Source organism: Enterococcus sp. DIV0008 (assembly GCF_050542615.1).
Lineage (GTDB): Bacteria > Bacillota > Bacilli > Lactobacillales > Enterococcaceae > Enterococcus_D > Enterococcus_D innesii.
In genome coordinates this window covers 1,220,987-1,247,491 of sequence record NZ_CP172937.1, presented here as the reverse complement: position 1 = coordinate 1,247,491, position 26,505 = coordinate 1,220,987, and the positions used below count along the sequence as shown (strand labels likewise).

Genomic DNA, 26,505 nt, shown 5'->3' with positions numbered 1-26,505 from the left:
AAGATACGAAAGAATCTTAATTGGGGAGAGATTCAAATGATCGAACTATTTTTATTTATTAATCCGATTGGGCCTATTTGTTATGATATCGAAAAAGAGATTCTCAACAGATTAAATACAAATCGAAAAAAAATCCATTTGCAGATCCTACCTTTCGTTAATTTATTTTCAGTAGGTGTTTCGATGGACTATTTGTCCATGAACAAGGCGGATTTGGTCTTGCGTAATGAACAGACCAACCAAATCTACGCTGCGTCACTGGACTATAAAGCAGCCCAGTTGCAAGGGAAAAAAATTGCTCGGGATTTCTTATTGAAACTGCAACAACGAATAGGGATCGAAAAACAGGAATATTGTGACACCTTAGTAAAAGAGCTATTTTCAGAAACGAACGGTGATTTAGAGATGTTCTTAGAAGACCGTACATCTGAGCTAGTGAAAAAGAACTTTGCCACCGACCAAAGGGTAGCGAAAGACATGGGCATCACGATCACACCTTCTGCTGTGGTGTATGATTTTTCAAGCGAAGAAGAATATGGTGTCCTCTTGGAAGGATCAGAAGAGCTAAAAAGTCTTCCACTTATCTTTGGCACAGCGACAGAGCTTGATACATTTTTACAAAGTGCACAATCCTTACAAGCACCAAAACTTTCCATGATTCATGAAATTGATCGCGGGTTGATTCTTTTATGAAACCCTATTCAATAGCAATGCTGCGCAACGAGCCAAACGATGACTTTACGTTTGGCTCGTTGCGCAGCGTTTTCATTGTGCGCGAACAAAAAACAAACCAATCCATTGTGGATTGGTTTGTACTGTTTCATTTATGCTTCGATTTCTTTAACGAGTGCTTCCAATTCATTCAAGCGTTGCTCAAATACTTTCATCGCATCTTCAATATAATCTGCTTTCGTCATATCGACGCCTGCTTTTTTCATGACTTCGATTGGATAATCACTACGTCCGGCTTTCAAATAGTTCAAATAGTTGGTTAAAGCATCCGGTTCGCCAGCTAAGATTTTCTTCGCCAAAGCAGAAGCTGCGGAAAAACCAGTTGAATATTGGTAGACATAGTAATTGTAATAGAAATGAGGGATTCGTGACCATTCGAGACGAATCTCAGGATCTTTTTCAACTGATGGTCCGTAGTATTTCGCATTTAACTCGGCATAATTCTCGCTTAAGAATTCACTGGTCAACGGTGTTCCTTTCGCATCTTCTACGTGCATGAAATGCTCGAACTCGGCAAATTGCGTTTGACGGAAAATCGTGCCTTTGAAGCCATCAAGAAAATGATTCAAGACATAGGCTCTAACCCGTGGATCAGTCTCAGTCTGAAGCATGTATTCCGTTAATATATTTTCGTTCGTCGTCGAAGCGATTTCTGCTAAGAAAATCGAATAATCGCCATAGGCATAAGGCTGGTTATTCCTTGTGAAATAACTATGCACACTGTGCCCCATCTCATGAACAAGGGTGAAGAGTTGATCCAATCGATCATTCCAGTTCATTAAGATATAAGGCAACGTGTCATAAGCACCTGACGAATAGGCACCACTGCGTTTGCCTTTGTTTTCAACGACATCGATCCACCGATTGCTGAAGGCTTCTTCAACTACAGCGAGATACTCTTCCCCTAATGGTTTTAGCGCTTCTTTCGCTTTTTCGACTGCTTCTTCATAGGTGTAGCGAATCGGTGCTTCCCCTAAAATCGGCGTGTACACATCATACATATGAAGTGTGTCGACAGCCAACAGGCGTTTTCTTAATGCCATATAACGGTGTAGTAACGGCAAATGTTGATTAACGACGTCCACTAACGTATCATAGACACTTTCAGGAATATGATTGGCACTCAAAGCGGCTTGGCGTGCGGAATCGTATTTACGGGCTTTGGCTTTAAAGTTGTGGGCTTTGATATTCGTACTTAAGGTTTGGGCAAAGGTATTACGGAATTGCTCATAGACGCCATAGAGACCTTTAAAGGCCGCTTCTCGAACAGAGCGATCTGTACTTTCCATCAACTCACCGTAGACACCATGTGACAGCTGCACTTTTTCCCCATTTTCGTCTTCAACGACTGGAAAATCCAAGTCAGCATTGTTTAAAACAGAGAAAATATTGCCAGGGGCACCAAAAATTTCGCCAGCACCGGCCAATAACGCTTCTTGATCGGCAGGCAAAACATGGGGCCGCTCGTTGATGGTTTTTTCGATCATATGACGATAAACTGCTAACTTAGGTTCTTGATCGAAATAGCCCCAAATCGTTTCATCGGACATCGTCAATAACTCGGGATCAAACCAAGCAACGGCTTCACTTACTTGCGCAACTAAACTGCTGGCTTTCGCATATAAGCCTTGATAAGTCGTATTAGCGGTGTCTTGGTCGTTTTTTAGATGGCTGTACACATACAGTTTCTCCAAGCGGCGAGAAAGATCTAAGACAAATTCTAAAGCGGCTAAAAAGGCTTGCGGACCGTCTGCTAAAGTGCCTTGGTAACGGCTGGCTTCTTTGACCTGTGCTTGAATTTCTTGAAATTCTATGTCAAAAGCCGCATCATCGGCATAGATTTTCGTTAAGTCCCACGTTTTTTCGACTGGGATCGATTCACGTGCTGGTAATTGTTTTGTTTCTGACATTCCCTTCACTCCTTGTTCATTGGTTAAAAATATCTTATCACACTTTTCAACGAAACCAAATCATTGGCTTGAAAAAGAAACCGAATTTTCTAAATATTGGCATTCTTGAAAGATTTCTCGCAATATTTCTCTTTGATCAAGCAAAGGAAAGTGCCATTGCCAATGCAACTGCCTCAGCCGGATCAACCACTGCTCAAAACTAATGGGACAATCACTTAAATAGAGAAAGCGAAAAATCAGTATGCGGTGTTCAAATAAAATGCCAAACCGACTTTCACAGTAGCACCACAGAGGCAGCTGTGAGACATTCCCATTCAACGGGTATACTATTTCTTGAATCTCTCTGATTTTGGGCAGTTTATTTCGTAGTTTTCGAATCACCCACAATCGATAATCGGTCGCTACCCATTCAGAAAAATTGTGGGTCTTCGATCCTTCTGTTTCGCACAAAGGTCGAAGTGTCTCTTTCCTGTAAGGCTCCCCTTTTTGTGTAGCAATTCGTCGACTGCTTACCCCTTCTTGATAATGCCATTTGATTTGGTGAAGCCTCACTAATGCTTGATTTCGCGTATCAATGAGCCACAAGCAAAAGCCAGTAGACTGATAAGTACAGCAGGCTTTTGCCAAAAACGACCACTGGCGTTTCGGATACAATTTGGTTCCGAGGATCCACCAAGGCTGATAGCCATTTGCTAAATAAGTGGTGGTTCGTTCCAGAAATCGTGAAAACTTGAGGGAAGAACACTGGACTTCAATGGCGATATTCTTGTAACAAAGGTCAGGACGCTGTTGGAGTTTAGGCAAAAAGGCTTCGATCTCAATCCCTGTATCTTGAAACCACTCAAACAAAAGTTGTTTTGCTTCCAAATGTTCCTTCGTTTCCCCTTCACTGTACGTCTGACAATCAGTACTGGTTTGATGGGCAAAGTGGGGCTGTCGCTTTGGTCCCTGCCTCAAAATCACTTCTTTCTGACATCCTGGGCAATAAAAAGGGCCCGATGATTTCTTTCTCCCTTTCGCTGCAATGACTTCTTTTCTTTGGTTCAACGCTTTCAGCATCTGGCTCACCTCAATAAAAAGATACGCCATTTTCTTTAATCACAATTGAAAAAGCCAAGAACATTGTCAAAATGTCCTTGGCTGGAAATGATTTTCATTCATTAATCATTCTTGAAGTAGAAACGAGTCAATTCAAGTGCATCGTTTTCCATAATCAACTCACCGTATTCAGATAAAACCTCTGGTGTCACTGACGTCCGCTGAGCAAACTCCATCAAATAAGAAAGTGCATTTTCCACTTCAATATCAGTAACATCTGCATCCATGAATCGAATTTCAATATAATAATGGTTGCCCATTTGGTAAAGATTGGTTGCAACAGAATCCAAATATACTTCGGATGCCAATTGAATCATATCTTCGAATCGCAACAACTCGAATACAAAACGATTGCCGATATCTTCTGCTTGCTCCGACTCTTGTAATTGAGCCGCCACATGTTTTTTCAACATATCGGTAATGTCTTCATTCGCTTCATCGTTCATCTCATCAAAATTTTCCATTCCTTCTGGTGGAAGATTTTTGCTAATAAACAATTCTAACCCATCGCCTTTAGGCAAGACTTGGAAAGTTACAGCTTCACTGCCTTTAAATTCTTCGTCAATATCAACTTCTTCAAGAATACTGTAAAAGAAGTTTTCAATTTCATTGTGATTTCCTAGAAGGTCAAGAAAAGTGATGCCTCTCGCAGCTAAGTCTTCACTTTTGATCAATACACGAATGGTGTTCTCATTGATATGTTCCATTTCCATATTAGCTACACCTCACTTTTGCTACTCACTATAGGTTCATTGTATCGAAACCTGATAAAAAGTAAAGAGAAAACGAATATCCTCTTAAGAAAAACGTAAAAACTCAAAAAAAGACTCACTTTCTACGAGAAAGCGAGTCGATGAAGTCAAATTTATAAGCCTGCCATTAATTGCGCTTGTCTTAGTTCCAGTTGGCGAACATCCCTTGGTAAGAACCGACGAATTTCATCTTCGTTAAACCCAACTTGCAATCGTTTTTCATCAATCATGATTGGCCGACGCAATAATCCTGGATTTTCTTGAACAAGTGTCAATAAATCTTTTAGGGGCAGGTCATCTAGATCCATATTCAACTTTTGGAATACTTTGGATCTGGTGGAAATAATTTCTTCTGTGCCATCTTCTGTCATCTGTAGAATTGCCTTAAGCTCAGAAATATTTAACGGTTCTGAAAAAATATTTCTTTCAACAAAAGGGATTTCGTGCTCTTGTAACCACGCACGAGCTTTGCGACAAGATGTGCAACTTGGGGAAGTGTATAGTGTCAACAACGTGCATCTCTCCTTTTTAATTTTCAATCAAGCAAGTCCTGTTCCCTCGCTTGATTTCAATTATACAGGTTTAACTAAAAAAAATCTAGTCTAAATCTCATATTTTTTAATAAAACTCGAAAGTTATATTAAAAGCGAAACCTCTTAGGCAAAAGGTTTCACTCAAAAACTTTGTTTTTAAATGAGAAAACTCAAATTTTTTTTTAATATTACTTCTTTTATACAACAGTGTGTCAAAGGTGTATCAAAAAGATGTCAGAATATTAAAATACTCTTTTAGTTGAATCGCGCGTTTTTTAATTTTCTATCTGTAATTACATGTGTAATCAAAATACAAGGAGAAAAACCAAGTCCATGGCTCAATCGTTTTCAAAGGAAAAATTTCACGAACCATTGTTGCCTTCAAACCGACAGGGCTACAATAAAAATATATGTTATTTTTTTCGGAGAAGATTTTCAACTCATCCCTTCAATCTTGATTCAATTGTATCACATTCCTTTTTAATCAGAAAACCATACAAGCATTTCTGTCATAATCGACATTAAAACAGCAGGAGAAATGAATATCTGCTTATAAATGAAAAGGGTTTCTCACAAAAATTTAGTGAAAAACGATCAACCCAAGAAGCCCGTCTTTTTATGCTTTTTCCTGACAAAACATAAAAAGGCTAGGGCTTTCTTGAATGGATCGTTCCTTTTTTCTATGAGAGAGACGGTTCCCCATCACGAGCGAATTGCGCATCATGCAATGCGCGATAATGTCCCCTTTTCGCCATCAATTCTTCATGGGTTCCTTCTTCCAAGATGCCTTTTTCACTAACGACAATGATTCGTGTTGCATGTTTGATCGTCGCAAGACGATGAGCAATGATCAAGGTTGTGCGACCATCTGCCAATGAATTCAAGGATTCTTGAATCACTTGCTCGGTTTCCGTATCTAACGCTGATGTTGCTTCATCTAATATCAAAATCGGCGGATTTTTCAAGAACATCCGAGCAATCGCTACCCGCTGCTTTTGGCCACCGGATAATTTGACTCCTCGTTCACCAATGACTGTATCCAACCCATCTGTCATTTGATCGATGACTTTTTCCAAGTGTGCTAACTTGACTGCCTTTAGAATCTCTTCTTCTGTTGCATCGAGTTTGCCATATGCAATATTTTCTCGAATCGTTCCTGGGAAAAGAAAGACATCTTGCTGGACAGTCCCAATCTGCTGACGTAAAGAAGCCAAGGTCATCTCCTGAATATTGATGTCATCGATCGTAATAGCACCTTCCGTGACTTCATAAAAACGTGGCAAGAGATTGCATAACGTGGTTTTCCCTGAACCACTTTGTCCTACGAAGGCGATCGTCTCGCCGGCTTTGATCGACAAATTGATGTGATTCAAGACTTTTGTCGCATCCGCATAAGAAAAAGAAACATCATGGTAGACGATATCTCCTTTTAATGATTGAACGGCCCGTGCCCCTGGTTTGTCTTTGATCGTCGGTTCTTTATCCAATTCTTCCGTCAATCGTTTGAAGCCGGCGATTCCTTTGGGATAACTCTCGATCATCGTATTGACCTTCTCAATTGGTCTAACAAAGACATTCGACAATAAAATAAACCCTACAAACTGGCCATTCGTCAGTTCACCGCGAATCACGTAGTAAGCACCAAAAATCAGAGCAAACAAGTTGATCAAGCGAATCAGGAAGTAATTGTACGCTGAACTGATCGCCATTACCTTATAAAAAAGGATCTTTGATTGACGATAGATTTCGCTCAATCCATCAAAGCGTTTGTGTTCGAACGTTTCATTGGCAAACGATTGAGTCACCCGAATGCCGCTGACAGATGCTTCCACTCCGGCGTTGAACTCACCGAGGTTGTCATAGATCTGTGTGTTGACTTTGGTCATTTTCTTATTGAAAAAAACTAAGGCGATCGTAATCAATGGAATCAACGCAAATGTCGCTACCGCTAATTGAACATGCATATTTAACATCAATAGGAATGAACCGACTAAAGTCATGATGGTAATAAAAACATCTTCTGGCCCATGGTGAGCGACTTCAGAAATTTCAAAGAGATCCGTAGTCAAACGACTGATCAGCTTGCCAGTCTTTTGATTGTCATAATATTCAAAAGATTGCGTTTGCAGATGTCGAAACAGTTCTTGACGCATATCTGTCTCAATATTGACCCCAAGTTTATGACCATAAAAAACTACGATATATTGCAACACAGTATTGATCACATAAAACAAGAACAAGCCTAAGCATGCCAATAGTATCAGGCGAAAGTTGTTCTGGGGCATGATCTTATCGATTACTTGGTTGACGGCTACGGGAAAGGCCAGTTCTAATAAACCAGCAAATACCGCACAAGTAAAATCCAACATAAATAGTGACCGATACGGTCGATAATAACGGAAAAACCTTTTTAACACATTTCCCCCTCCTCAATAGCTTTCATTATAAGCAACTCTTTGAAGAAATGCAAAATGAGAAACATGTGAAAATGGGTAAAATTCACTATAATTTTGAAAACCTATCAAGACGCGGATTTCTAAAAATAGTAAATAAAACCTTTATTTCACAAGGTTTTCCCTCTTTTTTTTAGAGTCATAATAGCTTATGATTGATTCGAAAACAAACTGAAAATTTTCACTAACTCTGAAAGGCGTGTCTCTTGTGATCACTAGTATTCTTTTTGATGTCGATGATACCTTATATGACCAGCAGCAACCATTTCGTAATGCCGTAACCTCATGCTTCCCACAAATTGCCCCCAAAGATCTAACCGCTCTATACTTACGGTTTCGGGTGCACAGTGATGAGCAGTTTGGACGGGTATTGGCCAATGAATGGACACTAGATCATTTTCGCTATCACCGACTGACGCATTCATTAACGGATTTAGGGTACTTACCTATTAAAATGGAAGAAAGCTGTAAATTCCAGCTGTGTTATGAACAAGAACTAGATGCCATTACGCTACATCCTGAAGTTGAGTCAACCTTGAACTATTTGTCTAAATTACCAATCAAGTTAGGGATTATTACTAACGGTCCCACCGACCATCAACAAAAGAAATTGGATCAGTTGCAATTGACTCGATGGATCAAACCAGAGCATATGATCATTTCCCAAGCAACTGGCTATCAAAAGCCGCAACTAGAAATTTTCCAATTGGCAGAAACCGACTTTGCTCTTGATCCAGAAACGACACTGTACGTTGGTGACAATTTTGATAATGACGTGGTCGGCTGCAAAAAAGCCGGGTGGCAAGCCTTGTGGTTCAATCATCGTCTCCGTCAAGCGCCTAATGGATTGGAAGATTTGCCAGATGTGTCGATCACTGCTTTCTCACAGCTGCAAGACAGTATTGACACACTAATGCAAGTGCCTGCATACATGTATAACTAAAAAAAGATGGACCTTCGCTCCTGCGGTAGGTCCATCTTTTTGATTGACTAATTTTCTTCACCGATACTCAAAATCAGACGAATATCTTCTTCGGTCATTTGTTGCAGCTGTGTTTCGTTGCCTTGGATCACTTTTTGGAAAAGTTCTCGTTTTTCTTGTTGCAGTGCATCCATTCGTTCTTCAATGGTTCCTTCAGCAATCATTCGCCAGACTTCGACAACATTTTTTTGACCGATCCGATGGGCTCGTCCAGCGGCTTGTTCTTCCACCGCCGGGTTCCACCACAAATCGTATAAGATTACAGTGTCTGCACCGGTCAGATTCAGTCCTGTTCCTCCTGCTTTTAATGAGATCAAGAAGACATCTTTTTCACCACTATTGAAGGCATCGACCATCGTCAAACGATCTTGTGGCGGGGTACTGCCGCGCAAATAAAAGGATTCAAACCCTTCTTGAGCTAGCTCTTCTTCAATGATCGAAAGCATGCTAGTGAATTGAGAAAATAGCAGCACACGACGGCCATTTTCTTTGGCTGCTAAGAGTAAATCTTTTACCTGTTCAAGTTTCCCAGAAGAACCTTCATAATCCTCCACGAATAATCGTGGGTCGCAACAGATTTGCCGCAGTCGAGTCAAACCAGCTAAGATACTGATTCGATTTTTACGGAAAGACGTAGAATCCATTTGCGCGATTTCTTCCCGCATTTGCCGCAAGTACGCCAAATAGATTTTCTTTTGTTCTTCTGTAAGGACACTGTAATAATTTGTCTCCAATTTTTGCGGCAAATCATGCAGCACGGATTTTTTGTCTCTTCGCAAAATAAAAGGTTTGATCATTTTCGCAATTTCTTGTGTGGACAGTTCTTTAAATTTCTGTTTGTTCGGGAAAAAGCCTGGCATAATCATTTGGAACAAGGACCACAATTCTTCTAGATTGTTCTCGATTGGTGTGCCACTGAGGGCGAACCGCTGTGGAACTTCCAAGGATCGCAAGGCCTGTGCCGTTTTGGTCGCACTGTTTTTGACCATTTGCGCTTCATCTAAAATCAAACAAGTCAGATCTAGTGCTTGATAGGCATCAATATCTTGCCGCAAACTTGCATAAGAAGTGATGCGAACGTCCGCTGGCTGCGCCATCTGCCCTTCGCGCTCTTCTTTCGTTCCGCTGATGACAGTCGCTGAAATCGTCGGCGCAAACCGTTTGATCTCTTGTTGCCAGTTGAACGTTAGACTGGCAGGTGCCACGATCAATGCATTCAACTTTTGTTTCTCTTGTTTTTCTGAAAGTAAGTAGCTGATCGTCTGAACGGTCTTCCCTAACCCCATTTCATCGGCAAGAATACCGCCAAATTGATAATGGCTCAACATTTTTAACCAACGAAAGCCAACTTCTTGGTATTGCCGCAACTCAGCATGCAAGTTTTCTGGCAGCTGCGCCTCAAAGTTTTCTGGGTGGATTAAGTCTTCCGTCATTTGCTGAAAGCCCGCGCTAAAGCTGGCTTGATCAGCAAACTGCTCTTGCAGGAGAAGCCCTTGATTCATAGGAACTTGGATCGCCCCATCCTTCGCTTCGAGTGAAAGACGCAATTTTTTCAGGGCAGCACTTGCTTCTTGAAACTCTTCGGATTCCAATGAAAGGACTTGCCCATTTTCTGTGGTATAAAATTGCGCAGATTGCAACAGACTCCGCAAAACATCGTTAATCTCTGATTCTTGAATGCCGCTAACATCAAACTTGATATCTAACCAAGAACCATTTTCTTCGATGACGATTTCTGGACGATGATGTTGGGCATCAAGATAGAGTTCCCGCAGCTTCTTGCCGATGCGAACTTCACCTAGTTGTCTCAACACCGGAATCTCTCTTGTGAAAAAGGCATAGAGTTGTTCACCTATCGGGAGGTTTTTTTGCCAGTTCTTACTGCTAGCTTGATAGCCAAAGGTTTCAATAATGGCTTCGATCCGTGCTTCTTGTTGGAAATCACGTAAAATCTCTGGATGATTTTCTGGCATGTATTGATGTTTTTCATCACTTGAAAAAACGACTTCTCCATAAGTAAAATCAACTTGTAGATCTACTTGACCTTTGATTTTCCGCAAGGAGAAAACTGCTTTCAATTCAGATTCTTCGATGTCATTTTGAACCTCAGGAGCCACTTGGACACGCCCAATTTTTCGCAAATAAGGCAAAACTTTCATAAAGAGATTCGCCAGCTCTTCTTTTGGATAATCAATGATCGGCTGTTCAAACCGTTTAAACAGCTGCTGCATCGTGACATAGATCTCCTTTTGCTCGACAGTCAATTCATAAAAGGTTCCGTCCAACAGCCCCCAGTTATAATAACTAAGTAAGTGGTCGAAGTCTTTTACGAACTGCAGCGGAAAATGATCCGCTTCTTTTGTGACTGAAAACGTCAATGGTTCCCCCGATTGGAAGTCTACTTGGCTGACCTTGGTTTCACCAATGGTGATTTGCGTATAGACATCATTGAATTGCAATAGCAGTTCCTGGCCGAATTCAACGGGCAGCAGCAAGTATTTTTTGTCAAGTTTGCCATTGATTTGAATGCCGGCTTGCCCCATTAATTGCTGGGTTTGCGCGATTCCTGCCAATCGATTTAATAAAGCTTGATTTTTCTCATCAAAGGCATCCGCAGAAAGGAAAAAGGTCTGTTGCTTATTGGCCGTATAGTGCTTGTTTTCTTGATACATCTGTAAAAATTTGTAAATGTCTTTGACGACATAATTCCTGGCCGTGCCACGATGCCCGACCTTCAAAGAGACGCCTAAAATATCCATCTCTTGGTGATATGGATTTGTCGCAATCGTATCTACCCGAAATTCAATCTGTAACGGTTTACTCGCTTCTTTTTCGCTGTTTAAGCGGGCAAAACCATTGGAAAACATCTCTGAAGCAGAAAAGGCTTTTTTGATGGGGGTTTGTTCATTGATTTTTCGTGCTTTTCCTTGTTTGCGTAAATAGAGTTCGACGGCCACCGTATGTTTGCAATAATGGTGCTCTTCCCAATAAGGACATTGGCAATAATCCACTTCTTTGGCAGTAGCATCCAAAGTAACTAAATACAATTCTGTTCCTAGTACTTCTGCGTGCCACACATTTTTCTCTTTATCCGGTGTGACAGACAAGACACGACCTTCATTAACGTAGGTTCTACCTCGCTCGATTACTTTTTCTGGAATACTCCACTTCATAAGAGCCCTCCTCTCCTTATTCTTTTATTCGGATCCGGCTTTGCCCGCTGCCGTTAGTCTCTACGAAAACTTGTTGCAGGATTCTTGCCCGCAATTCTCGAACATGACTGATGATTCCAATCATGCGACCTTCATTTTCGATCATTTCTAATGCTTCCATCGCCATTTCCAATGATTCTTCATCAAGCGAGCCAAAGCCTTCATCGATGAAGAGTGCTTCGATCTCAATCCCGCCAGCTCGTTGCTGGATCACATCTGCCAAAGAGATCGCCAACGCTAAGGCTGCAATAAAGCTTTCGCCACCTGACAGCGTATGGGCTCTTCTGACTTGACCGGCATTATCGTCATAGATATCGATCTCTAATCCTGTTGAGCTCCGATAGCTCCCGACTTTATCTGCTAATTCAAATTGATAACGGCCGCGGGTCAAACGGGCCAAGCGTTCGTTGGCGACATCTAAGATCTCCGTCAAAAATTGCTGTAGTACATACCGTTCCAAACTGGTTTTTTTGACGTTTTCACCATTGATGGTTTCTGCTAATTGCTGAAGTTGGCCTAATTGGGCAAGTTCTTCGACATTTTGCTGATAAATGACTTGCAACTCGTCAAACAACCGTTGATTGCCATTGACTTTCTCCTGTTTGCGGACTGTTTTTTGCTGCAATTCCTCCATCACAGTCTGCAACTGAAGGTAGGCCGTTTCCAATTGGTTTAAATCTATCGTAGCTTGCTCTTTTAACTGCGCATCTAACAATGCTAGCCGCTGCTGAACAAACGCCGTTTCTTGCTCATAGGTTTTGATTTCTTCTGAGAGAACGGTTGTTTGAGGGGCTTGGGCAATCAAGTCCCGCATCGTTTCTTCAGTCATACCAGCTTCTTGGAGTCGCTGCGTCAGTCGTTGTTCTGCTTTTGTCTTAGCCGCTTGCTTTTCTTCAAAAAATTGCTGCAGATTTTTCAGCTTCTCTGATAGGATCGCTTGTTGCTCGTTTATCTGCGCTTCTTGTCGGGCATCCGCCTCGATTTGTTGCGTATATTCCATTAGTAAACCATTGGTTTCTCCTAAATCAGCTTGTAATTGTTCATACGTTGCGCCTGCAAGTTGTTCCTGTAAAGAAGCCAATTTCCCCTCCGCAAGCTGGCGCGCTTCTTGAGCTTTTTTCACTTGCTCACTGACTTGCTGATAGGACTCGTTGAATGTTGCTAGCTGCTCATTTACTGCCTGATGTTTCTTCTGCGCTTCTTCATAAGAAGCGGCTTTTTGTTGATTAAACGATTGCCGTTTCTTTAGTTCCGCTACCGTCGTTTCCTCGGTAATCGCCTCTTGGCTTTCTATCGGCTGCAAGGCAGCAAATGCCTGTTGAACTGCAGTCCAAGCTAATTCCACTTGCTTCTGCGCAGCAGCACTGGTGGCTTGCCATTCGCTGATTCGCAATGTGGCTTGCTCCTGCAGCGTTTGATTTGCCGATACTTGCTGCTGGATCTTCGTCAATTTTTCTTGTGTTTGCTCAAGTCTTTGTTCACTGGCAATGATGTCTTCGATGCGATAGGTCGTGTGCTCCTGTGTATTCGGATGATCCAATGATCCGCAAACCGGACAGGGTTCATTTTCTTCCAGCAAAAGACGAAGCCGAGCAATTTGCATTCGAGCATTTTGACTGGTTTCTTGTTTTAACGTTTTTTGCAGCTCCAGCAAGGATGCTGCTAATTGCTGTTGTTCAAGAACCAACTCCGAATGAATTTGTTGCTGTTCCCCTGCTTTTTGCTCGGCTTCACGAAACAGCATTTTTGCCTGCTGCCATTTTTCTACCTGAGCCTGCGTTTCTACCAATTTCACCGCTTCTGCTTGAAACCCTCGCAAGGTGTCGATTTCTTCTGCAAGATGCTGTGCTTGCGTTTTGGCACTTGCTTGCGCTTGATTTATTTTCGTTAACTCGATGGTCTGTTGTTGTGCGGCTTTTTCAAGCTGCGCCACTTCCTCTTGCTGGGCTTGTGTGCGCTGTGCTAGCGGGATCTGCTGCTGGATTCGTTGAACTTTTTGACTAGCAGCTTCCTGTTTTTTCTTGATGCCGTCAATCAACGATCGTTGGTCTTGCCAGCTTATTTGTTGCTGCTGAATTTCTTGCAGTTGCTGCTTTGTTTCGTTGATTTGCTGAGCAGCTTGCTGTGCTTCTTTCACTCGTTCTTCTTTTTGCTGCATGATTTCTTGATGATCAAGCGCCCACACCAACTGGTTCAACTGGGCTTTTTTCTGAGCGATCTCGGTTTTTTTAGCATGCAGCTCTCGGGCTTTTTCTTGTAGACCTTGCCTTTCGATCCGCGCATTTTCGATTTCTTTTGCACGGTAAAAAGCCTCTTGCGCAGCTTTCATTTCTTGCATTGTCTGGTCTTTTCTCTGCAATAACTGCTGAAGTTGGATCTGTTGTTTTTCTAAATCTTGCCCCCACAAAGTCAGACATTCCGCAACCGTTAAAACTTCCTGCTCTTCTTCCCATTCAAAACGCTCCATGATCTGCGAAGCGACTAGTTGCTGCTGTTCAAGCTTTCTGCTTTGCGCTTTGACTTGTTCTTTTAGCCATTCATTAAATTGCTGGTACATTTCCGTACCAAATAGATTTCGCAAAACGCGTTCTTTCTCATTACTGCTAGCAATCAGAAAATTACGAAATTCTCCTTGCGGCAACATCATGATTTGAAAAAACTGTTTGGCATCCAGTTGCAGCAGATCCTTGATAAACGCATCAACCTCTGTCCGTTTACTGATCTGCTTTTTCTCTTTGCCATCTGCGTCAAAAATCGTCAATTGAACTTTTGCCGTTTGGTTGGTGACCCCGTCACCACGTTTTTTTGCTAACGTTTGTTCCGGTTTCCGTTGGATCTGGTAGGTAAAACGCTGATGTTCAAAAGTAAAGGTGACGCTGGTCTCTTCGGTTGGTGAAGCAAACATCGAACGCATTTCTTTGCCTGAACGCAGATTCCCCGATGTTTCACCAAATAAGGCAAATGTCATGCCATCGAAAATCGTCGTTTTTCCTGCACCAGTTTTACCGCTGATCAAAAACAACCCGCCAGCTTGCAGCTGACTGAAATCCAATTTTTCATCGATGAATGGCCCAAAATTTTTCATTTGTAAAGACTTTGGTTGCATGACTATTCCCTCTTTTCCACGACAAATGCTTCATTTAACCCTTGTTCGATCCATTTGGTTTGTGAATCGAGCAATGAATCTCCTGTCATCTCTTGAAAGAAATGACTGATCAAAGTCTGTGGATCGGTTTCTCGTGTCGTTAATTGTCTTTTTTTTGTCTGTTCCCGTCCATTCAACCGTTCGACAGATAAAACAAACGGATAAATTTTTCGCAACTGATTCATCATATTTGGGATCACAGCACGATCCGTCAGCAGAAAATGCCAAAACGCCTCACGATCCAGATCACGGTAAAAAACCGGATCAATCAACTCCTCAAAGGACGCCGTCAGCTGCTGGATATCCCTTTTTGGTGTCAGCGGAATAAATTCATTGGTATCTTTTACGGTATCAACAAGATAGATCCCTTTTTGGTTCGTCCGTTCAGAAAGAGAAAATTTCAGCGGTGAGCCGCTGTAGCCGATTTTCGGATGTTTCAGAGCCGTATTGGCATGTAAATGGCCTAAAACCACCCGATCAAAAGGTGCAAAAGCGGTGGTCGGCACACTGTCCAATCCGCCAACTTGAATTTTCGTTTCAGAATCCGTTTGGCTAGCGCCCGCCACAAAAAAATGGGTCACTAACACTTGTTTTTTTGACGAATCAAAGTGCTTGGTCATCTCCTCAATCACTCTTTGGACACTATCTGAAATTTTCATTAACGGTTCGTCAAAAAATATCCGGGCCTCGATCGGTTCGAAATAAGGCAGTAAAAAGAATTGTGTATCGTCAAACTCAACCGGTTGTAAACTTTGTTCGATGCTAGTGGACAGATAAAAACGTGTTTGTTGAAACCACTGACTGCCGGTTTCTAGCCGCGTTGGGCTATCATGGTTTCCTGAGATAGCCAATAATGGCAGTTCATTCGTTAAATTGATTTCAGCGATTTTTTCATTTAGTAATTTGACTGCATCAACAGCAGGAACAGAACGATCATAAAGGTCCCCCGCAATGACGATGGCATCGACCTTTTCTGTTCTTGCTAGCGCTATGATTTGATCAATGATTGCTCGTTGGTCTTCCAGCAGATCATAGCCATGTAGTTTTTTTCCGATGTGCCAATCAGCTGTATGTATAAAGCGCATTTCTTCACCTTCTTAAAAAATATCCTTCCAATCATTATACCACTTTCCCTGATAGTTCGACATCTCTCTTCCAGCGAAATTTCATTTACCACCCATTTTTGATAAAAATAGCGAACACCTGACATCATTATGTTGAAATGTTTTTTCAATTATAAATTTATATCTTGAAATATAATTACACTTCATTTACAATGAGTGTGAAATCGAATTCAACAATCGCTTTCATCACTATTTTATAAAGAAAGGAGAAACGATATGCTAGCAATAGGACTCATGTCAGGAACCAGTTTGGATGGGATCGACGCTGCTTTAGTAAAAATCAACGGCTGCGGTACCGAAACTGACGTTCAGCTGATGGAAATGGTTACTCTGCCCATTGGTGAAGAATTGAAGGAACAAATAAAAACCGCTTGTGATCCGGTGGAATCAAATGTTCCCCTCATCTGCCAATTAAATACTGAATTAGGGTATCAATTTTTGAAAGCGTGTCAAATCCTCTGCCAAAAAGCCGGTATTGAAGAAAAAAGCATTGATTTTGTTGCCAGCCACGGACAAACGATCTGGCACTCCCCCGATGCTGATCCAGCGAAAAACAGCACCTTGCAAATTGGCGAACCTTCGATTATCGCTTATGGCTTACAAACGAAAGTCGTTGCCGATTTTCGAGTGATGGATATGGCTGCTGGTGGTCAAGGTGCCCCTCTTGTTCCTTATACAGACTATCTGCTCTATCAATCAGACACCAAAAATCGTTTGCTGCAAAATATTGGCGGCATCGGCAATGTTACTGTACTACCAAAAAGTGGCGGCTTAAACGAGCTGTATGCCTTTGATACAGGTCCAGGGAATATGGTCATCGATGAATTAATGGTTCAGCTATTCGGTCAGCCTTATGATGCGTTTGGTGATACAGCCCGAGCGGGAGCAATTATACCCACCTTGCAAAAGGAATTAAGAACTCATTTTTATTTGTCCCAGCAACCGCCGAAAAGCACCGGGCGTGAGCTTTTTGGAAAACAATTCGTGCAGCAGTTATTGACCAAGTATCCCGAAGCAGCACCTGAAGACTTGGTGAGGACTTTAACCGATTTCACCGCTTTTTCCATCGCTGACAGTTACCAACGGTTCATTTTTCCTCAGTTGGGAACAAACGATATGGAAGTGATTCTCTCGGGCGGCGGTGCCCATAATCATCTGCTGATTGAGCTGATCCAAGGCTATTTACCCGAATCAGTAGCCGTTGTAACACAAGATGACATTGGCGGTTCGAACGATGCCAAAGAAGCGGTGGCTTTTGCCATCTTAGGAAATGAAACCCTTCACAGCCGTGTCAATAATGCCCCTGCAGCAACCGGGGCAGCCCAAGGCGTGATTTTAGGAAAAATCATTCCAAATCCATGGGAAGCAAAAATGTGAAACACCTTAGGAGGATAAACCATGTTAGATAAATTCACTCAATTCATCGAGCGCCATTTGGCAGGACCGATGGAAAAACTTGGCAGCCAGCGTCACTTGCGGGCGGTTCGTGACGGGATCGTCTCAACCTTGCCATTGATCATCGTCAGTTCGTTCTTTATGATTTTAGCCTTTCCACCGCTGCCTCAAAGTTGGGGCATCTATCAATTCTTGTCTAGCAATGCCACAACGATCTTATTGCCTTATCGAATGACGATGTACATTATGAGCTTGTATGCGGCATTTGGGATCGGATACAGTCTTTCTCGCTCTTATAAGCTTGATGGTCTTTCTGGTGGGATCCTAGCTACGACCGCCTTCTTACTGACCTTCACCCCGGTCAATATCCCAGCAGAAGCTTTGGATGCTGCTGGAACGGTCGGCTTTGTCTTACCAATGGCCAATTTAGGGAGTGCTGGAATGTTCGTGGCGATCATCACCTCGATCCTTGCTGTTGAAATCTATCGATTAACGGACAAATCGAAATTTAAAATCACGATGCCAGAACAAGTCCCACCAGCAGTCGCTCGCTCTTTCGAAGCCTTGACCCCTACTTTAGTCATTATTTTAGGAATGGGCGCGATCACTTACTATATCGGTTTTGACTGGCACACGATCGTTGCAAAAGTCGTCGATCCTTTAGTCAGTGCCGCAGATACCTTGCCAAGTGTGCTTTTGATCACCTTCTTGACGACCTTCTTCTGGTCATTCGGGATCCATGGTGCTTCTATCGTTGGGTCACTGGCTCGTCCATTATGGTTACAGTTGTTAGAAGGAAATACCACAGCGCTTGCTTCAGGAGATATGATTCCCAATATCGCAGCCGAACCATTTTATCAATGGTTCATCTGGATCGGTGGGGCGGGTTCAACGATTGGTTTGGCTATCTTGTTAGCGTTTCGCACCAAATCGGAATTCGGTTCAAAACTAGGAAAAACAGCCTTAATCCCAGCTATTTTCAACATCAACGAACCACTGATTTTTGGTACACCGATCGTTTTGAACCCAATCTTGATCCCACCTTTCATCATTGCACCACTGATCAATGGCGTCATTGCGTGGGTCGCTACCTCAGCTGGTTTAGTCAATGCAGTTACGGTCAATGCCCCTTGGACGTTGCCTGGACCCATTGGCGCTTTCTTAGCGACTGGCGGCGATTGGCGTGCGATCGTGCTAAATGTTCTTTTGATTCTTTTATCGATCCTGATCTATTACCCATTCGTAAAAATCTATGACAAAAACGAATTGGAAAAAGAAAATCAACCAGTCGCACAATAATGTGTAAATAACGGTCGTACGAAGTACCCACCAAGACAAACAGAAGAAGCGGTCCTCAGCAGCTTTTTCCAATACCAAGAGGTGCTTCGTGCGTTTTTTTAGAAAGAAGGAAAACCATTGAAACGAGAAATTGGCCTTTCGATTTACCCCGACCATAGCGATCCGTTACTGGATCAAGACTATTTAAAAAAAGCTGCTGCCCTTGGTTACTCTCGCTTATTTATGAGTATGCTAGAAGTCAGCGAAGGCAAAGAGACCGTCAGAAAAAAATTCTCTTCGATTATCGGGTTTGCCAAGAACCTTGGCTTTGAAACGATAGTAGATATTTCGCCAGCTGTTTTTAGTGATCTGGCGATCTCTTATGACGATCTTAGCTTCTTTGCAGAATTAGGTGCGGACGGTATCCGCTTGGATCAAGGGTTTGATGGCAATAAAGAAGCCCAGCTGACCTTTAATCCATTTGGCTTGGCGATTGAATTGAATATGAGTAATGATGTGAACTATTTAGAAAATATCCTTTCTTATCAAGCCAATGAACCTTTTTTATATGGTTGCCACAATTTTTACCCCCAACGAGGCACAGGCTTAACGGAGGCTTTTTTCCGCAGCTGCAGCCAACGTTTCAAAAAATATGGGTTGAAAACAGCCGCCTTCATCACTAGTCAATCAGCCAAAATTGGTCCTTGGGAAGTCAATGATGGTCTGCCAACCTTAGAATCTTGTCGCGATTTACCATTGGCGCTGCAAGGAAAGCTGCTTTTTGCTTCTGGGTTGATCGATACGGTGATTATTGGCAATGCCTATGCGTCGGATGCAGAACTGAAAGCTCTGGCGGCGATCGATCGCTACAAACTGACCTTTGGCGTTTCCGTAGAAGCAGAAGCCAGCGAAATCGAACGGAGGATTTTAGCTGAAACCAATCATTTTCGTCGCGGTGACAGTAATGCGTTAGTCGCTCGTTCCACACAATCACGGGTGAAATACCGTCCCATCGAAAACCTCCCTCATACAAACCAAGAACCGTTTGCTTATGGGGACATCGTTATCGGCAATGATACCTTTGGTCAGTACAAAAACGAATTGCAGATCGTTTTGACCCCTCACCAAGACGCCCGAAAAAACAAAGTCGGCGCTATTCCCAAAGAGGAGTTGCCTTTGTTGGAATATTTGAAACCATGGACCAAATTTGCTTTCGAATTGTTGGATTAAATCGTTAGAAAAAAGCCGCTGATCACAAAAGGATCAGCGGCTTTTCTTGCGTATTAATCTTCTCTTTTGGACTCATCGATTTGATAAACAAATGACGGATCGATCGCTTGATCCAGTGTGTCAAATGCACCTTGGATGCGCCGTTCCACTTCCGCCAAGCCCTCTTTGTCCATCTTTTTGATGTCACTGATGTCAATGGGCTCCCCAAAGCGGACAGTCACTCGCTTGCGTTTAAATAAATCCTTTAACGTCAGCGGTCCTTGATAAACAGAGGGAACGATCTTGACTTTGGCCATTTTTGCGATCAACGCCATGCCACCTTTTAAAGCCGTTGCATGTCTTGTACCACTTGGAAACATGATCAAACTAAGATCGGTTTCCTTCAAAATTTTGACTGGCGTCTTTACCGCACTCGGTCCCGGTTTGTCCCGTTTGACTGGAAAAGCATTGGCATGGATCAAAATGAACCGTAAAATCGGGTTTTTGAACAGCTCTTCTTTCGCCATAAAACTAAATTTCTTTGGCCGAGCAGCCACTGCTAGGTACAATGGATCCCACCAGGTTCGGTGAGGAGCCACTAAAATATAGTTTTCATTTTTAGGTAAAACCTCTTTGTTTTGATAACGAGCATTGCCGTTGATCAAAAATAATACTACGCGAACCACACCGCGCATAAAGCGAAAAAACATACTCATTTTCCTTTCTATTTCTCTCCTATTCAAGTATGCAAAAAAACGGTTTAAATGACAAGCATTTTTTAGCGTTTCCCATTATTCTTAATCGTAGTATAATACATTGAAATGAATTTAGAACAGGAGTATGCTTCATGTTGCAACCGAACGAACGCATCGACCAATTGTATGCCGATGACATCAAGATCATTCAAAGTTCCGAAGTTTTTTCTTTTTCATTAGATGCTGTCTTATTAGCAAATTACGCTAGAGTGCCAAAAAGAGGTGTGATCGTTGACCTTTGTGCAGGGAATGGTGCAGTCGGTTTATTTATCAGCAAAAAAACGACCGCTCATATTTATCAGGTCGAATTACAGGAACGCTTAGCGGATATGGCGCAGCGCAGTATCGAATTAAACGACTTGCAAGACCAGCTGACGGTCTATCCTATGGACTTGAAGGACCTCTTTCAAAAAATCAGGCCTGATTCCGTCGATCTTTTGGTCTGCAATCCGCCTTATTTTAAAAATGTACCGACGGCGATCAAAAACCCGAACCCCTATTTAGCGATCGCCCGACACGAGATCACCACAACTTTAGATGAAGTGATCCAAACCGCCAGCAAAGCATTAAAAATGAACGGACGGTTTGCGATGGTTCATCGACCGGATCGCTTTCTCGATATTTTGGACCATATGCGTGCCCATCGAATCGCCCCAAAACGCGTCCGCTTCGTCTATCCGAAAGTAGGCAAAGAGGCAAATATTTTATTGATTGAAGGAATCAAGGATGGTAAGGCGGATGGCTTTAAAATTGATTCCCCTCTCATTACCTATGATGAAACAGGTGCCTATAGTTCAGAAGTGAAGGCGATGCTCTATGGCTGCTGAGAATCATTATTTTTATGTCTTGCGTTGCAACGATCAGTCCTTCTACGGTGGTTATACCACAGATTTGAGTCGCCGCTTATTAGAGCACAACAAAGGGATCGGGGCAAAATATACCCGTCCTGCTAGTCGCAGACCTTTGCAAATGATTCATGCAGAAAGCTTTTCCACTCGCAGTGAAGCCACTCAAGCAGAAGCCGCCTTCAAAAAATTGTCTCGCAAAAAGAAAGAGGACTACCTGAGCAGCCATAGCGAGAGTAATGTTATCTGACCAAGCAAAAAAACTACCTGCGCAAGGAAGATTCCTGCTTGAGGAAACTTCCTTGCGTGACTTAGGTAGTTTTGTTTTATGGTTATTCATTCCTATTCGGTAACGCCCATTGGGTTTGACTTTTCCCGAATTCTTTCGGGATCACAGAATCAACGGATTGATATTCGAGGGTTTCTTGGGTCTTTGGAATCGTAATTGCCGTTAAATAGTTGTTGGTTTCGGAATAGAATCCAATTGTTTCAAAGGAAGGATCCGTCAAATGGTATTGAACCCCCTGCAGTTTAGCAGTTGTTTCCTCTTCCACAAATGTCGGTTGATAGCGAGCATAGTAAACCTGGGCGCCCATTTTAAAATATACGGAGTTATGAGCAGAACCAAGATATTCAATCTCCCGTTCCACCGGTATTGCTTGATAGATCCCTAAAGTTTCAATCGCTTCATTGCTTTGGATGCGCTGATAAATTGCTGTAGTATCAGATTCATAATATTTATAGCCTAGAAACATTTTTTCGCGGTCTCGGATATTCGGTGTGATCAGCGCATTATACGTTTTGAATTCACCATACATTTGATCACCAATAAAAAAACCTAATAGACACGTAACGACTATGCCGCCAAGCAATAGCGTCACTTTCGGGTTGCGGTTTTCTCGATAAAGCAGAACCATCAGGAACCCTAATAACGCAATCAAACCAACCACCATGAGAATTGGTAGGATCACATAGTAAAAACGCTCACTTTGCAGCCATTTTTCGCTCGTCATAAATGCAATCATTTTTTCTTCCCCTTCGATTCCTCCCTACCCACTGTTTTTCCCTTGGTCAAACAGTAGAAGGATCGTCCTTTCATCCCTTTTCTTGTCAGTGACTCTTACGACGCACAATTCACATGTAAATTCTTATGAAATTAATTTTACCATAAGTATGTATAAAAGATAAGTATTCGTTGGATTGATTTTCACGACCAGCATCCATTGACAAAAGGAGGGTTTTATCAGATAATATTGATGCTAATCGGGAATGAATGTCTCCCTCAGTTCTTACTGAAACCGCAATTTTGCTAATGACTTCTACCACTTTTTTTAGTGTGTAGTAGTCATTTTTTATTTTCACTCGTTCGTCATAGTTGCAAGAGCATTATTCCTATATTTTTTAAAGGATCGTGATAGAAATGAAGAAACAAAAAACCACGTATTTTGAACTGGTTGCATTAGGATTGCTCAGTCTGGTGATTGGGGTGCTTGCTGGAGCCGTCGATACTTTCTTTGGTAAAATCCTACTTTCCTTAAGTGCTTTTCGTGAAAGTCATTTTTTGCCCTTGATTCTCCTTTTACCAATTATCGGTATTTGTTTTACTTACCTTTTCCAAAAGTATGGTGACCGAAGTCCTCAAGGAATGAATTTAGTGTTTTTAGTCGGACATGAAGAAGAAAAAGACATTCCGTTGCGCTTGATCCCATTTGTGATGGTGGGAACCTGGCTAACGCATTTATTTGGAGGAAGTGCCGGCAGAGAAGGGGTGGCAGTTCAATTAGGAGCCACCATTGCCAATCGTTTAGGAAAATGGCTCCGACTAGAAAATTATGCCAGCACCCTGATCATGATTGGGATGGCTGCGGGATTTGCTGGTTTATTTGAAACCCCGATCGCTGCGACGTTCTTCGCACTGGAGGTACTTGTCATCGGTAAATTCAGTCATTATGCACTCTTACCGACTTTGCTGGCTGCTTTCACCGCTAGTACGACTTCTCAATTGTTAGGATTAGAAAAGTTTAGTTTTGCTTTGTCACCGTCCCCCGATTTGACTTTGGCTGTTTTTCTGAAATTACTTTTAATTGGCTTACTATTTGGTATTGTTGGCGGCAGTTTTGCGGGATTATTAGAAACGATGAAACGGATCATGAAACGGCGGTTTCCTCATCCTCTCTGGCGTATCGGCATCGGTTCACTCGTGCTAGTCTTACTTTTTGTCCTTTTGTACCATGGTCGTTATTCAGGTTTAGGAACGAATTTGATCAGCGCCAGTTTTGCTGATCAACCCATTTATTCTTATGACTGGCTGTTTAAGTTGGTGTTAACCGTACTGACCATCAGCATTGGTTTTTTGGGTGGAGAAGTCACCCCTTTGTTTGCGATCGGCGCCTCTTTGGGCGTCGTGCTGGCACCACTCTTTGGACTGCCCATTGAACTGGTGGCAGCCCTAGGCTATGCCAGTGTCTTTGGCAGTGCTACTAGCACTTTATTTGCACCGATCTTTATTGGTGGGGAAGTTTTTGGTTTTGAAAATCTGCCGTTGTTTGTAATCGTCTGCTCCGTCGCCTACTTTGTCAGCAACCCCTATAGTATCTATCCCTTACAAAAGTCATTGGCAGATGGGAAATGATGCACTTTTGATCCCTCATCCAGAGCAAAAGAAAAAACCGCGAACAAATCGCGGTTTTTTTCTTATTTCGCACGTTTCAAGTAGGTACCTTCAGCTGTATTGATTTCTAGCATTTCGCCTTCTTCAACAAAGTCAGGAACATTGACAACTAAGCCCGTTTCCATCGTTGCTGGCTTGCCTGAACCAGTCACAGTCGCCCCTTTGATTGATGGCTGTGTTTCAACGACTTTCAAGATCACACTTGATGGTAATTGCACGCCGATTACTTCGCTGCCGAAGAATTGGATTTTTACTTCCATATTTTCAAGAATGAATTTCATTTCTTCTTCGACCACTTCAACTGGAATTTCGTATTGTTCATACGTTTCCAGATCCATGAAGAATGCTGTATCATCCATTGTGTACAAATATTGTACAGCTTTCGTATCGATATGCGCTTTTTCAAATTTTTCTTCGGGACGGAAGGTTGTATCGTAAGTCGAACCAGTCCGAACGTCTCGTAATTTCATACGCATAACCGTATTTCCTTTACCTGGTTTGTGATGGCTAGCATCTAATACTTTGATAAGTTTGCCGTCTTGAACGAATGTCATTCCAGCTCTTAAGTCACTTGCATTGATCATAATTTTGAAATCTCCTTCACTATGTGATAATCCTTGTCTATTGTATCAAAAAAAGCTGCTTTATTCTAGCTAAATCAGTGGGAAGGTCGCACAAGTTTACGGCGCTTCTCCATATAGTGAGGGTCATACTCATCTGTCTCAATATAAATATAGACTTTTTTATCTGCCATCTGGTGTCGAATCTCGGCTTCAATCTCATTAATGATCTCATAGCCGACCTCTTCTTGTTTTGCGGCAATATCAACTTTTGCCGCAATCAAAATTTCTGCTGGTCCTAAATGAACCGTTTTAACATCAATCAAGCGATCAACATCTGGCCGTTCAAATGCTCTTTTGATCACTGCTAGATCCCGTTTTGTGACACTTTCGCCAATCAGTAGACTATAAAATTCGCGGGCTAAGAAAATGGCTGCTACCATCAATAAGAGACCAATCAATAAACCACTGAAGGCATCAAAAAATGCGTTCCCCGTAATCATGGTTAAAATCGTACCAAATAGTGCGATCATTAGGCCGATCATTGCACAAAAGTCTTCTGTGAAAATAATCAGAATCTCACTATGCCGACTTTCTTTCAAAAAACGATAGATTGGTTGACGTTCCACATTCAGTTCGCGGATCTCCTTGATCGCGATCCACAACGAACTTCCTTCAACGATCATCCCGAAAATCAAAATAGCGATCACCAACCAAGCGTTACCAACTTCATGGGCAGGATGCAGCAGCTTTTCTACCGCTTCCATCACACCGAGTGCGCCCCCACCAAAGAAGAGCATCATGGCAACGATCGTGCTGAAAAAATATTTCGCTCGACCTTCACCAAACTGATGCAGTTCACTTTGTCCCTTTGTTGCCCGTTTATCCCCGATCAACAAAAAGATTTGATTGCTACAATCTACGACACTATGAATGCTTTCATTCAGCATGGCCGCACTGCCACTTAGTGCATAACCGACAAACTTACTGATTGCCACCAAAATGTTTGAGATCAAGGCAGCGATGACCGCCATCATGCCATTTGCTTTCTTTTCCACACCTAACGCTTCCTCTCATCAATAAACTCCCTGCTTTATACTCAGCTATTCTTCTCGAATGAATCATGCCTGACTAAACGCCTTCAATCAACAGGTGCTTGTTTTTTTAGCTTCGCTTCTCGGCGGCTGATTTTTTTGGTCCAAAAACCGCCTGAAATATACTTGGGTTCATAACTGATGATGAACGCTCGTTCTTCCACTGCTTTGATCGTCTGATAGAGCTTTTTCTCACTTTTTCTTTGGGAGAGAATCTCTAAAATCAGTCGCGGTCCTTCTAAGCCTTCTCCATAACTTTGTGTAACTCCGTAGCCTTCTTGTCGTAAGATCTTAGGCAAACTTTTTTCCTCATCCGTATTACTAGGCAAGATCACGGTAACCATTGTGTACCCGAGAGCCAGCTTATCTTCGATTTTGATCCCGATACTGACTCCAGCGGCATAGCCTAGCGCATAGAACAAGAGATTCAGTGGGTTATCCAAACGATCCAATACCATAGATAATCCTAAAATATAGATCGTGATCTCAATCATACTCACTAATGGGGCAATCACACGATACCCTTTCATTGTCAATAAAAATCGCAATGTATTCAATGTAACATAGGCGAGATTGATAAAGAAAATCATCGCCAGCATTTGTAGATCAACTTCCATCTTTGATTCCCCCTTGTTCTTAGCATATCAAAAGGTCAGCGAAAATTAAAATATTTGAGCAGGAGTTAACTACTAAAACACTATAATAAAATCAATCAAACACCTCCATGAACAATAGCACCGTTTTTTTCAAAGACGCT

General features: G+C 42.2%; 21 protein-coding genes and 1 riboswitch. Of the genes, 8 read left to right on the top strand and 13 right to left on the bottom strand.

Annotated elements, in window-relative coordinates; all coding sequences use genetic code 11:
* The first annotated feature begins 36 nt into the window (after positions 1-36).
* A complete protein-coding gene (locus IGI84_RS05875) occupies positions 37-693 on the top strand; it encodes a DsbA family protein (RefSeq protein ID WP_077452517.1) in 657 nt (218 codons plus the stop codon).
* 131 nt (positions 694-824) lie between these two features.
* On the opposite strand, the gene pepF is transcribed toward IGI84_RS05875, so the two are convergent.
* The 5 genes from pepF to IGI84_RS05850 all read right to left on the bottom strand — a co-directional run bounded on the left by pepF (position 825) and on the right by IGI84_RS05850 (position 7,442).
* Complete coding sequence (pepF, locus tag IGI84_RS05870; protein WP_077452518.1) at positions 825-2,642, bottom strand: oligoendopeptidase F; 1,818 nt, start codon at positions 2,640-2,642, stop codon at positions 825-827.
* A 60-nt stretch (positions 2,643-2,702) separates the two neighbouring features.
* Positions 2,703-3,701 (bottom strand): competence protein CoiA, encoded by a 999-nt coding sequence (locus IGI84_RS05865; RefSeq protein ID WP_200125162.1) that lies wholly within the window; start codon positions 3,699-3,701, stop codon positions 2,703-2,705.
* A gap of 101 nt (positions 3,702-3,802) precedes the next feature.
* Positions 3,803-4,453, bottom strand: a complete 651-nt coding sequence (locus IGI84_RS05860) for an adaptor protein MecA (protein WP_077452520.1) — start codon at positions 4,451-4,453, stop codon at positions 3,803-3,805.
* A 152-nt stretch (positions 4,454-4,605) separates the two neighbouring features.
* Positions 4,606-5,004 carry a transcriptional regulator SpxA gene (gene spxA, locus IGI84_RS05855; protein WP_003127030.1) on the bottom strand — a complete coding sequence of 133 codons (399 nt, stop codon included), beginning with the start codon at positions 5,002-5,004 and terminating at the stop codon, positions 4,606-4,608.
* A 701-nt stretch (positions 5,005-5,705) separates the two neighbouring features.
* Positions 5,706-7,442 carry an ABC transporter ATP-binding protein gene (locus IGI84_RS05850; protein WP_077452521.1) on the bottom strand — a complete coding sequence of 579 codons (1,737 nt, stop codon included), beginning with the start codon at positions 7,440-7,442 and terminating at the stop codon, positions 5,706-5,708.
* Between the two features lie 244 nt (positions 7,443-7,686).
* Between IGI84_RS05850 and IGI84_RS05845 the strand changes: the two genes are divergently transcribed.
* A complete protein-coding gene (locus IGI84_RS05845) occupies positions 7,687-8,421 on the top strand; it encodes an HAD family hydrolase (RefSeq protein WP_077452522.1) in 735 nt (244 codons plus the stop codon).
* A gap of 47 nt (positions 8,422-8,468) precedes the next feature.
* Here the strand turns inward: IGI84_RS05845 and IGI84_RS05840 are convergent, their stop codons facing one another.
* From IGI84_RS05840 to IGI84_RS05830, 3 genes are read right to left on the bottom strand one after another with little or no spacing between them, the layout of a single operon-like run.
* A complete protein-coding gene (locus IGI84_RS05840; protein WP_430600883.1) occupies positions 8,469-11,633 on the bottom strand; it encodes an SNF2 helicase associated domain-containing protein in 3,165 nt (1,054 codons plus the stop codon).
* Positions 11,634-11,649: 16 nt separating this feature from the next.
* Entirely contained in the window at positions 11,650-14,778 is a 3,129-nt protein-coding gene (locus tag IGI84_RS05835; protein WP_200125166.1) for an SbcC/MukB-like Walker B domain-containing protein, read from the bottom strand.
* Between the two features lie 2 nt (positions 14,779-14,780).
* Positions 14,781-15,902 carry an exonuclease SbcCD subunit D gene (locus IGI84_RS05830; protein WP_200125168.1) on the bottom strand — a complete coding sequence of 374 codons (1,122 nt, stop codon included), beginning with the start codon at positions 15,900-15,902 and terminating at the stop codon, positions 14,781-14,783.
* Positions 15,903-16,157: 255 nt separating this feature from the next.
* On the opposite strand from IGI84_RS05830, the gene anmK reads away from it, so the two are divergent.
* The 3 genes from anmK to IGI84_RS05815 all read left to right on the top strand — a co-directional run bounded on the left by anmK (position 16,158) and on the right by IGI84_RS05815 (position 19,844).
* Positions 16,158-17,318, top strand: a complete 1,161-nt coding sequence (gene anmK, locus IGI84_RS05825) for an anhydro-N-acetylmuramic acid kinase AnmK (protein ID WP_194195357.1) — start codon at positions 16,158-16,160, stop codon at positions 17,316-17,318.
* A gap of 21 nt (positions 17,319-17,339) precedes the next feature.
* The gene (locus tag IGI84_RS05820) at positions 17,340-18,635 is read left to right on the top strand and encodes a PTS sugar transporter subunit IIC (RefSeq protein WP_005229683.1); all 1,296 of its coding nucleotides are present in this window, start codon (positions 17,340-17,342) and stop codon (positions 18,633-18,635) included.
* 117 nt (positions 18,636-18,752) lie between these two features.
* The gene (locus IGI84_RS05815; protein WP_081119128.1) at positions 18,753-19,844 is read left to right on the top strand and encodes a DUF871 domain-containing protein; all 1,092 of its coding nucleotides are present in this window, start codon (positions 18,753-18,755) and stop codon (positions 19,842-19,844) included.
* Between the two features lie 53 nt (positions 19,845-19,897).
* On the opposite strand, the gene IGI84_RS05810 is transcribed toward IGI84_RS05815, so the two are convergent.
* Positions 19,898-20,533: a lysophospholipid acyltransferase family protein gene (locus IGI84_RS05810; protein ID WP_005229679.1), complete on the bottom strand. Its 636-nt coding sequence runs from the start codon at positions 20,531-20,533 to the stop codon at positions 19,898-19,900.
* 137 nt (positions 20,534-20,670) lie between these two features.
* On the opposite strand from IGI84_RS05810, the gene IGI84_RS05805 reads away from it, so the two are divergent.
* Positions 20,671-21,405 (top strand): tRNA1(Val) (adenine(37)-N6)-methyltransferase, encoded by a 735-nt coding sequence (locus IGI84_RS05805; RefSeq protein ID WP_200125172.1) that lies wholly within the window; start codon positions 20,671-20,673, stop codon positions 21,403-21,405.
* Positions 21,395-21,673: a GIY-YIG nuclease family protein gene (locus tag IGI84_RS05800; protein WP_005229675.1), complete on the top strand. Its 279-nt coding sequence runs from the start codon at positions 21,395-21,397 to the stop codon at positions 21,671-21,673. The genes IGI84_RS05805 and IGI84_RS05800 overlap by 11 nt, the downstream gene beginning before the upstream one ends.
* Before the next feature lie 82 nt (positions 21,674-21,755).
* Here the strand turns inward: IGI84_RS05800 and IGI84_RS05795 are convergent, their stop codons facing one another.
* Positions 21,756-22,448 (bottom strand): hypothetical protein, encoded by a 693-nt coding sequence (locus IGI84_RS05795; protein WP_077452530.1) that lies wholly within the window; start codon positions 22,446-22,448, stop codon positions 21,756-21,758.
* A gap of 231 nt (positions 22,449-22,679) precedes the next feature.
* Positions 22,680-22,752: riboswitch (Fluoride riboswitch) on the top strand.
* A gap of 91 nt (positions 22,753-22,843) precedes the next feature.
* Here IGI84_RS05795 and IGI84_RS05790 point away from each other — a divergent pair.
* Positions 22,844-24,055 carry a chloride channel protein gene (locus IGI84_RS05790; protein WP_200125174.1) on the top strand — a complete coding sequence of 404 codons (1,212 nt, stop codon included), beginning with the start codon at positions 22,844-22,846 and terminating at the stop codon, positions 24,053-24,055.
* A 62-nt stretch (positions 24,056-24,117) separates the two neighbouring features.
* Here the strand turns inward: IGI84_RS05790 and efp are convergent, their stop codons facing one another.
* The 3 genes from efp to IGI84_RS05775 form a co-directional block, all read right to left on the bottom strand.
* Positions 24,118-24,678 carry an elongation factor P gene (gene efp, locus IGI84_RS05785; protein ID WP_005229668.1) on the bottom strand — a complete coding sequence of 187 codons (561 nt, stop codon included), beginning with the start codon at positions 24,676-24,678 and terminating at the stop codon, positions 24,118-24,120.
* Positions 24,679-24,752: 74 nt separating this feature from the next.
* Positions 24,753-25,691 carry a cation diffusion facilitator family transporter gene (locus IGI84_RS05780; protein WP_086293416.1) on the bottom strand — a complete coding sequence of 313 codons (939 nt, stop codon included), beginning with the start codon at positions 25,689-25,691 and terminating at the stop codon, positions 24,753-24,755.
* A gap of 104 nt (positions 25,692-25,795) precedes the next feature.
* The gene (locus IGI84_RS05775) at positions 25,796-26,365 is read right to left on the bottom strand and encodes a DUF2179 domain-containing protein (RefSeq protein ID WP_005236782.1); all 570 of its coding nucleotides are present in this window, start codon (positions 26,363-26,365) and stop codon (positions 25,796-25,798) included.
* Positions 26,366-26,505: the final 140 nt, after the last annotated feature.

Bases quoted from the DNA above. Each gene is read 5' to 3' on its own strand.
- IGI84_RS05875 (WP_077452517.1), top strand. From the start codon at position 37: ATGATCGAACTATTTTTATTTATTAATCCGATTGGGCCTATTTGTTAT.
- pepF (WP_077452518.1), bottom strand. From the start codon at position 2,642: ATGTCAGAAACAAAACAATTACCAGCACGTGAATCGATCCCAGTCGAA.
- IGI84_RS05865 (WP_200125162.1), bottom strand. From the start codon at position 3,701: ATGCTGAAAGCGTTGAACCAAAGAAAAGAAGTCATTGCAGCGAAAGGG.
- IGI84_RS05860 (WP_077452520.1), bottom strand. From the start codon at position 4,453: ATGGAAATGGAACATATCAATGAGAACACCATTCGTGTATTGATCAAA.
- IGI84_RS05840 (WP_430600883.1), bottom strand. From the start codon at position 11,633: ATGAAGTGGAGTATTCCAGAAAAAGTAATCGAGCGAGGTAGAACCTAC.
- IGI84_RS05835 (WP_200125166.1), bottom strand. From the start codon at position 14,778: ATGCAACCAAAGTCTTTACAAATGAAAAATTTTGGGCCATTCATCGAT.
- IGI84_RS05830 (WP_200125168.1), bottom strand. From the start codon at position 15,902: ATGCGCTTTATACATACAGCTGATTGGCACATCGGAAAAAAACTACAT.
- anmK (WP_194195357.1), top strand. From the start codon at position 16,158: ATGCTAGCAATAGGACTCATGTCAGGAACCAGTTTGGATGGGATCGAC.
- IGI84_RS05820 (WP_005229683.1), top strand. From the start codon at position 17,340: ATGTTAGATAAATTCACTCAATTCATCGAGCGCCATTTGGCAGGACCG.
- IGI84_RS05810 (WP_005229679.1), bottom strand. From the start codon at position 20,533: ATGTTTTTTCGCTTTATGCGCGGTGTGGTTCGCGTAGTATTATTTTTG.
- IGI84_RS05805 (WP_200125172.1), top strand. From the start codon at position 20,671: ATGTTGCAACCGAACGAACGCATCGACCAATTGTATGCCGATGACATC.
- IGI84_RS05800 (WP_005229675.1), top strand. From the start codon at position 21,395: ATGGCTGCTGAGAATCATTATTTTTATGTCTTGCGTTGCAACGATCAG.
- IGI84_RS05795 (WP_077452530.1), bottom strand. From the start codon at position 22,448: ATGATTGCATTTATGACGAGCGAAAAATGGCTGCAAAGTGAGCGTTTT.
- IGI84_RS05790 (WP_200125174.1), top strand. From the start codon at position 22,844: ATGAAGAAACAAAAAACCACGTATTTTGAACTGGTTGCATTAGGATTG.
- efp (WP_005229668.1), bottom strand. From the start codon at position 24,678: ATGATCAATGCAAGTGACTTAAGAGCTGGAATGACATTCGTTCAAGAC.
- IGI84_RS05780 (WP_086293416.1), bottom strand. From the start codon at position 25,691: ATGATGGCGGTCATCGCTGCCTTGATCTCAAACATTTTGGTGGCAATC.
- IGI84_RS05775 (WP_005236782.1), bottom strand. From the start codon at position 26,365: ATGGAAGTTGATCTACAAATGCTGGCGATGATTTTCTTTATCAATCTC.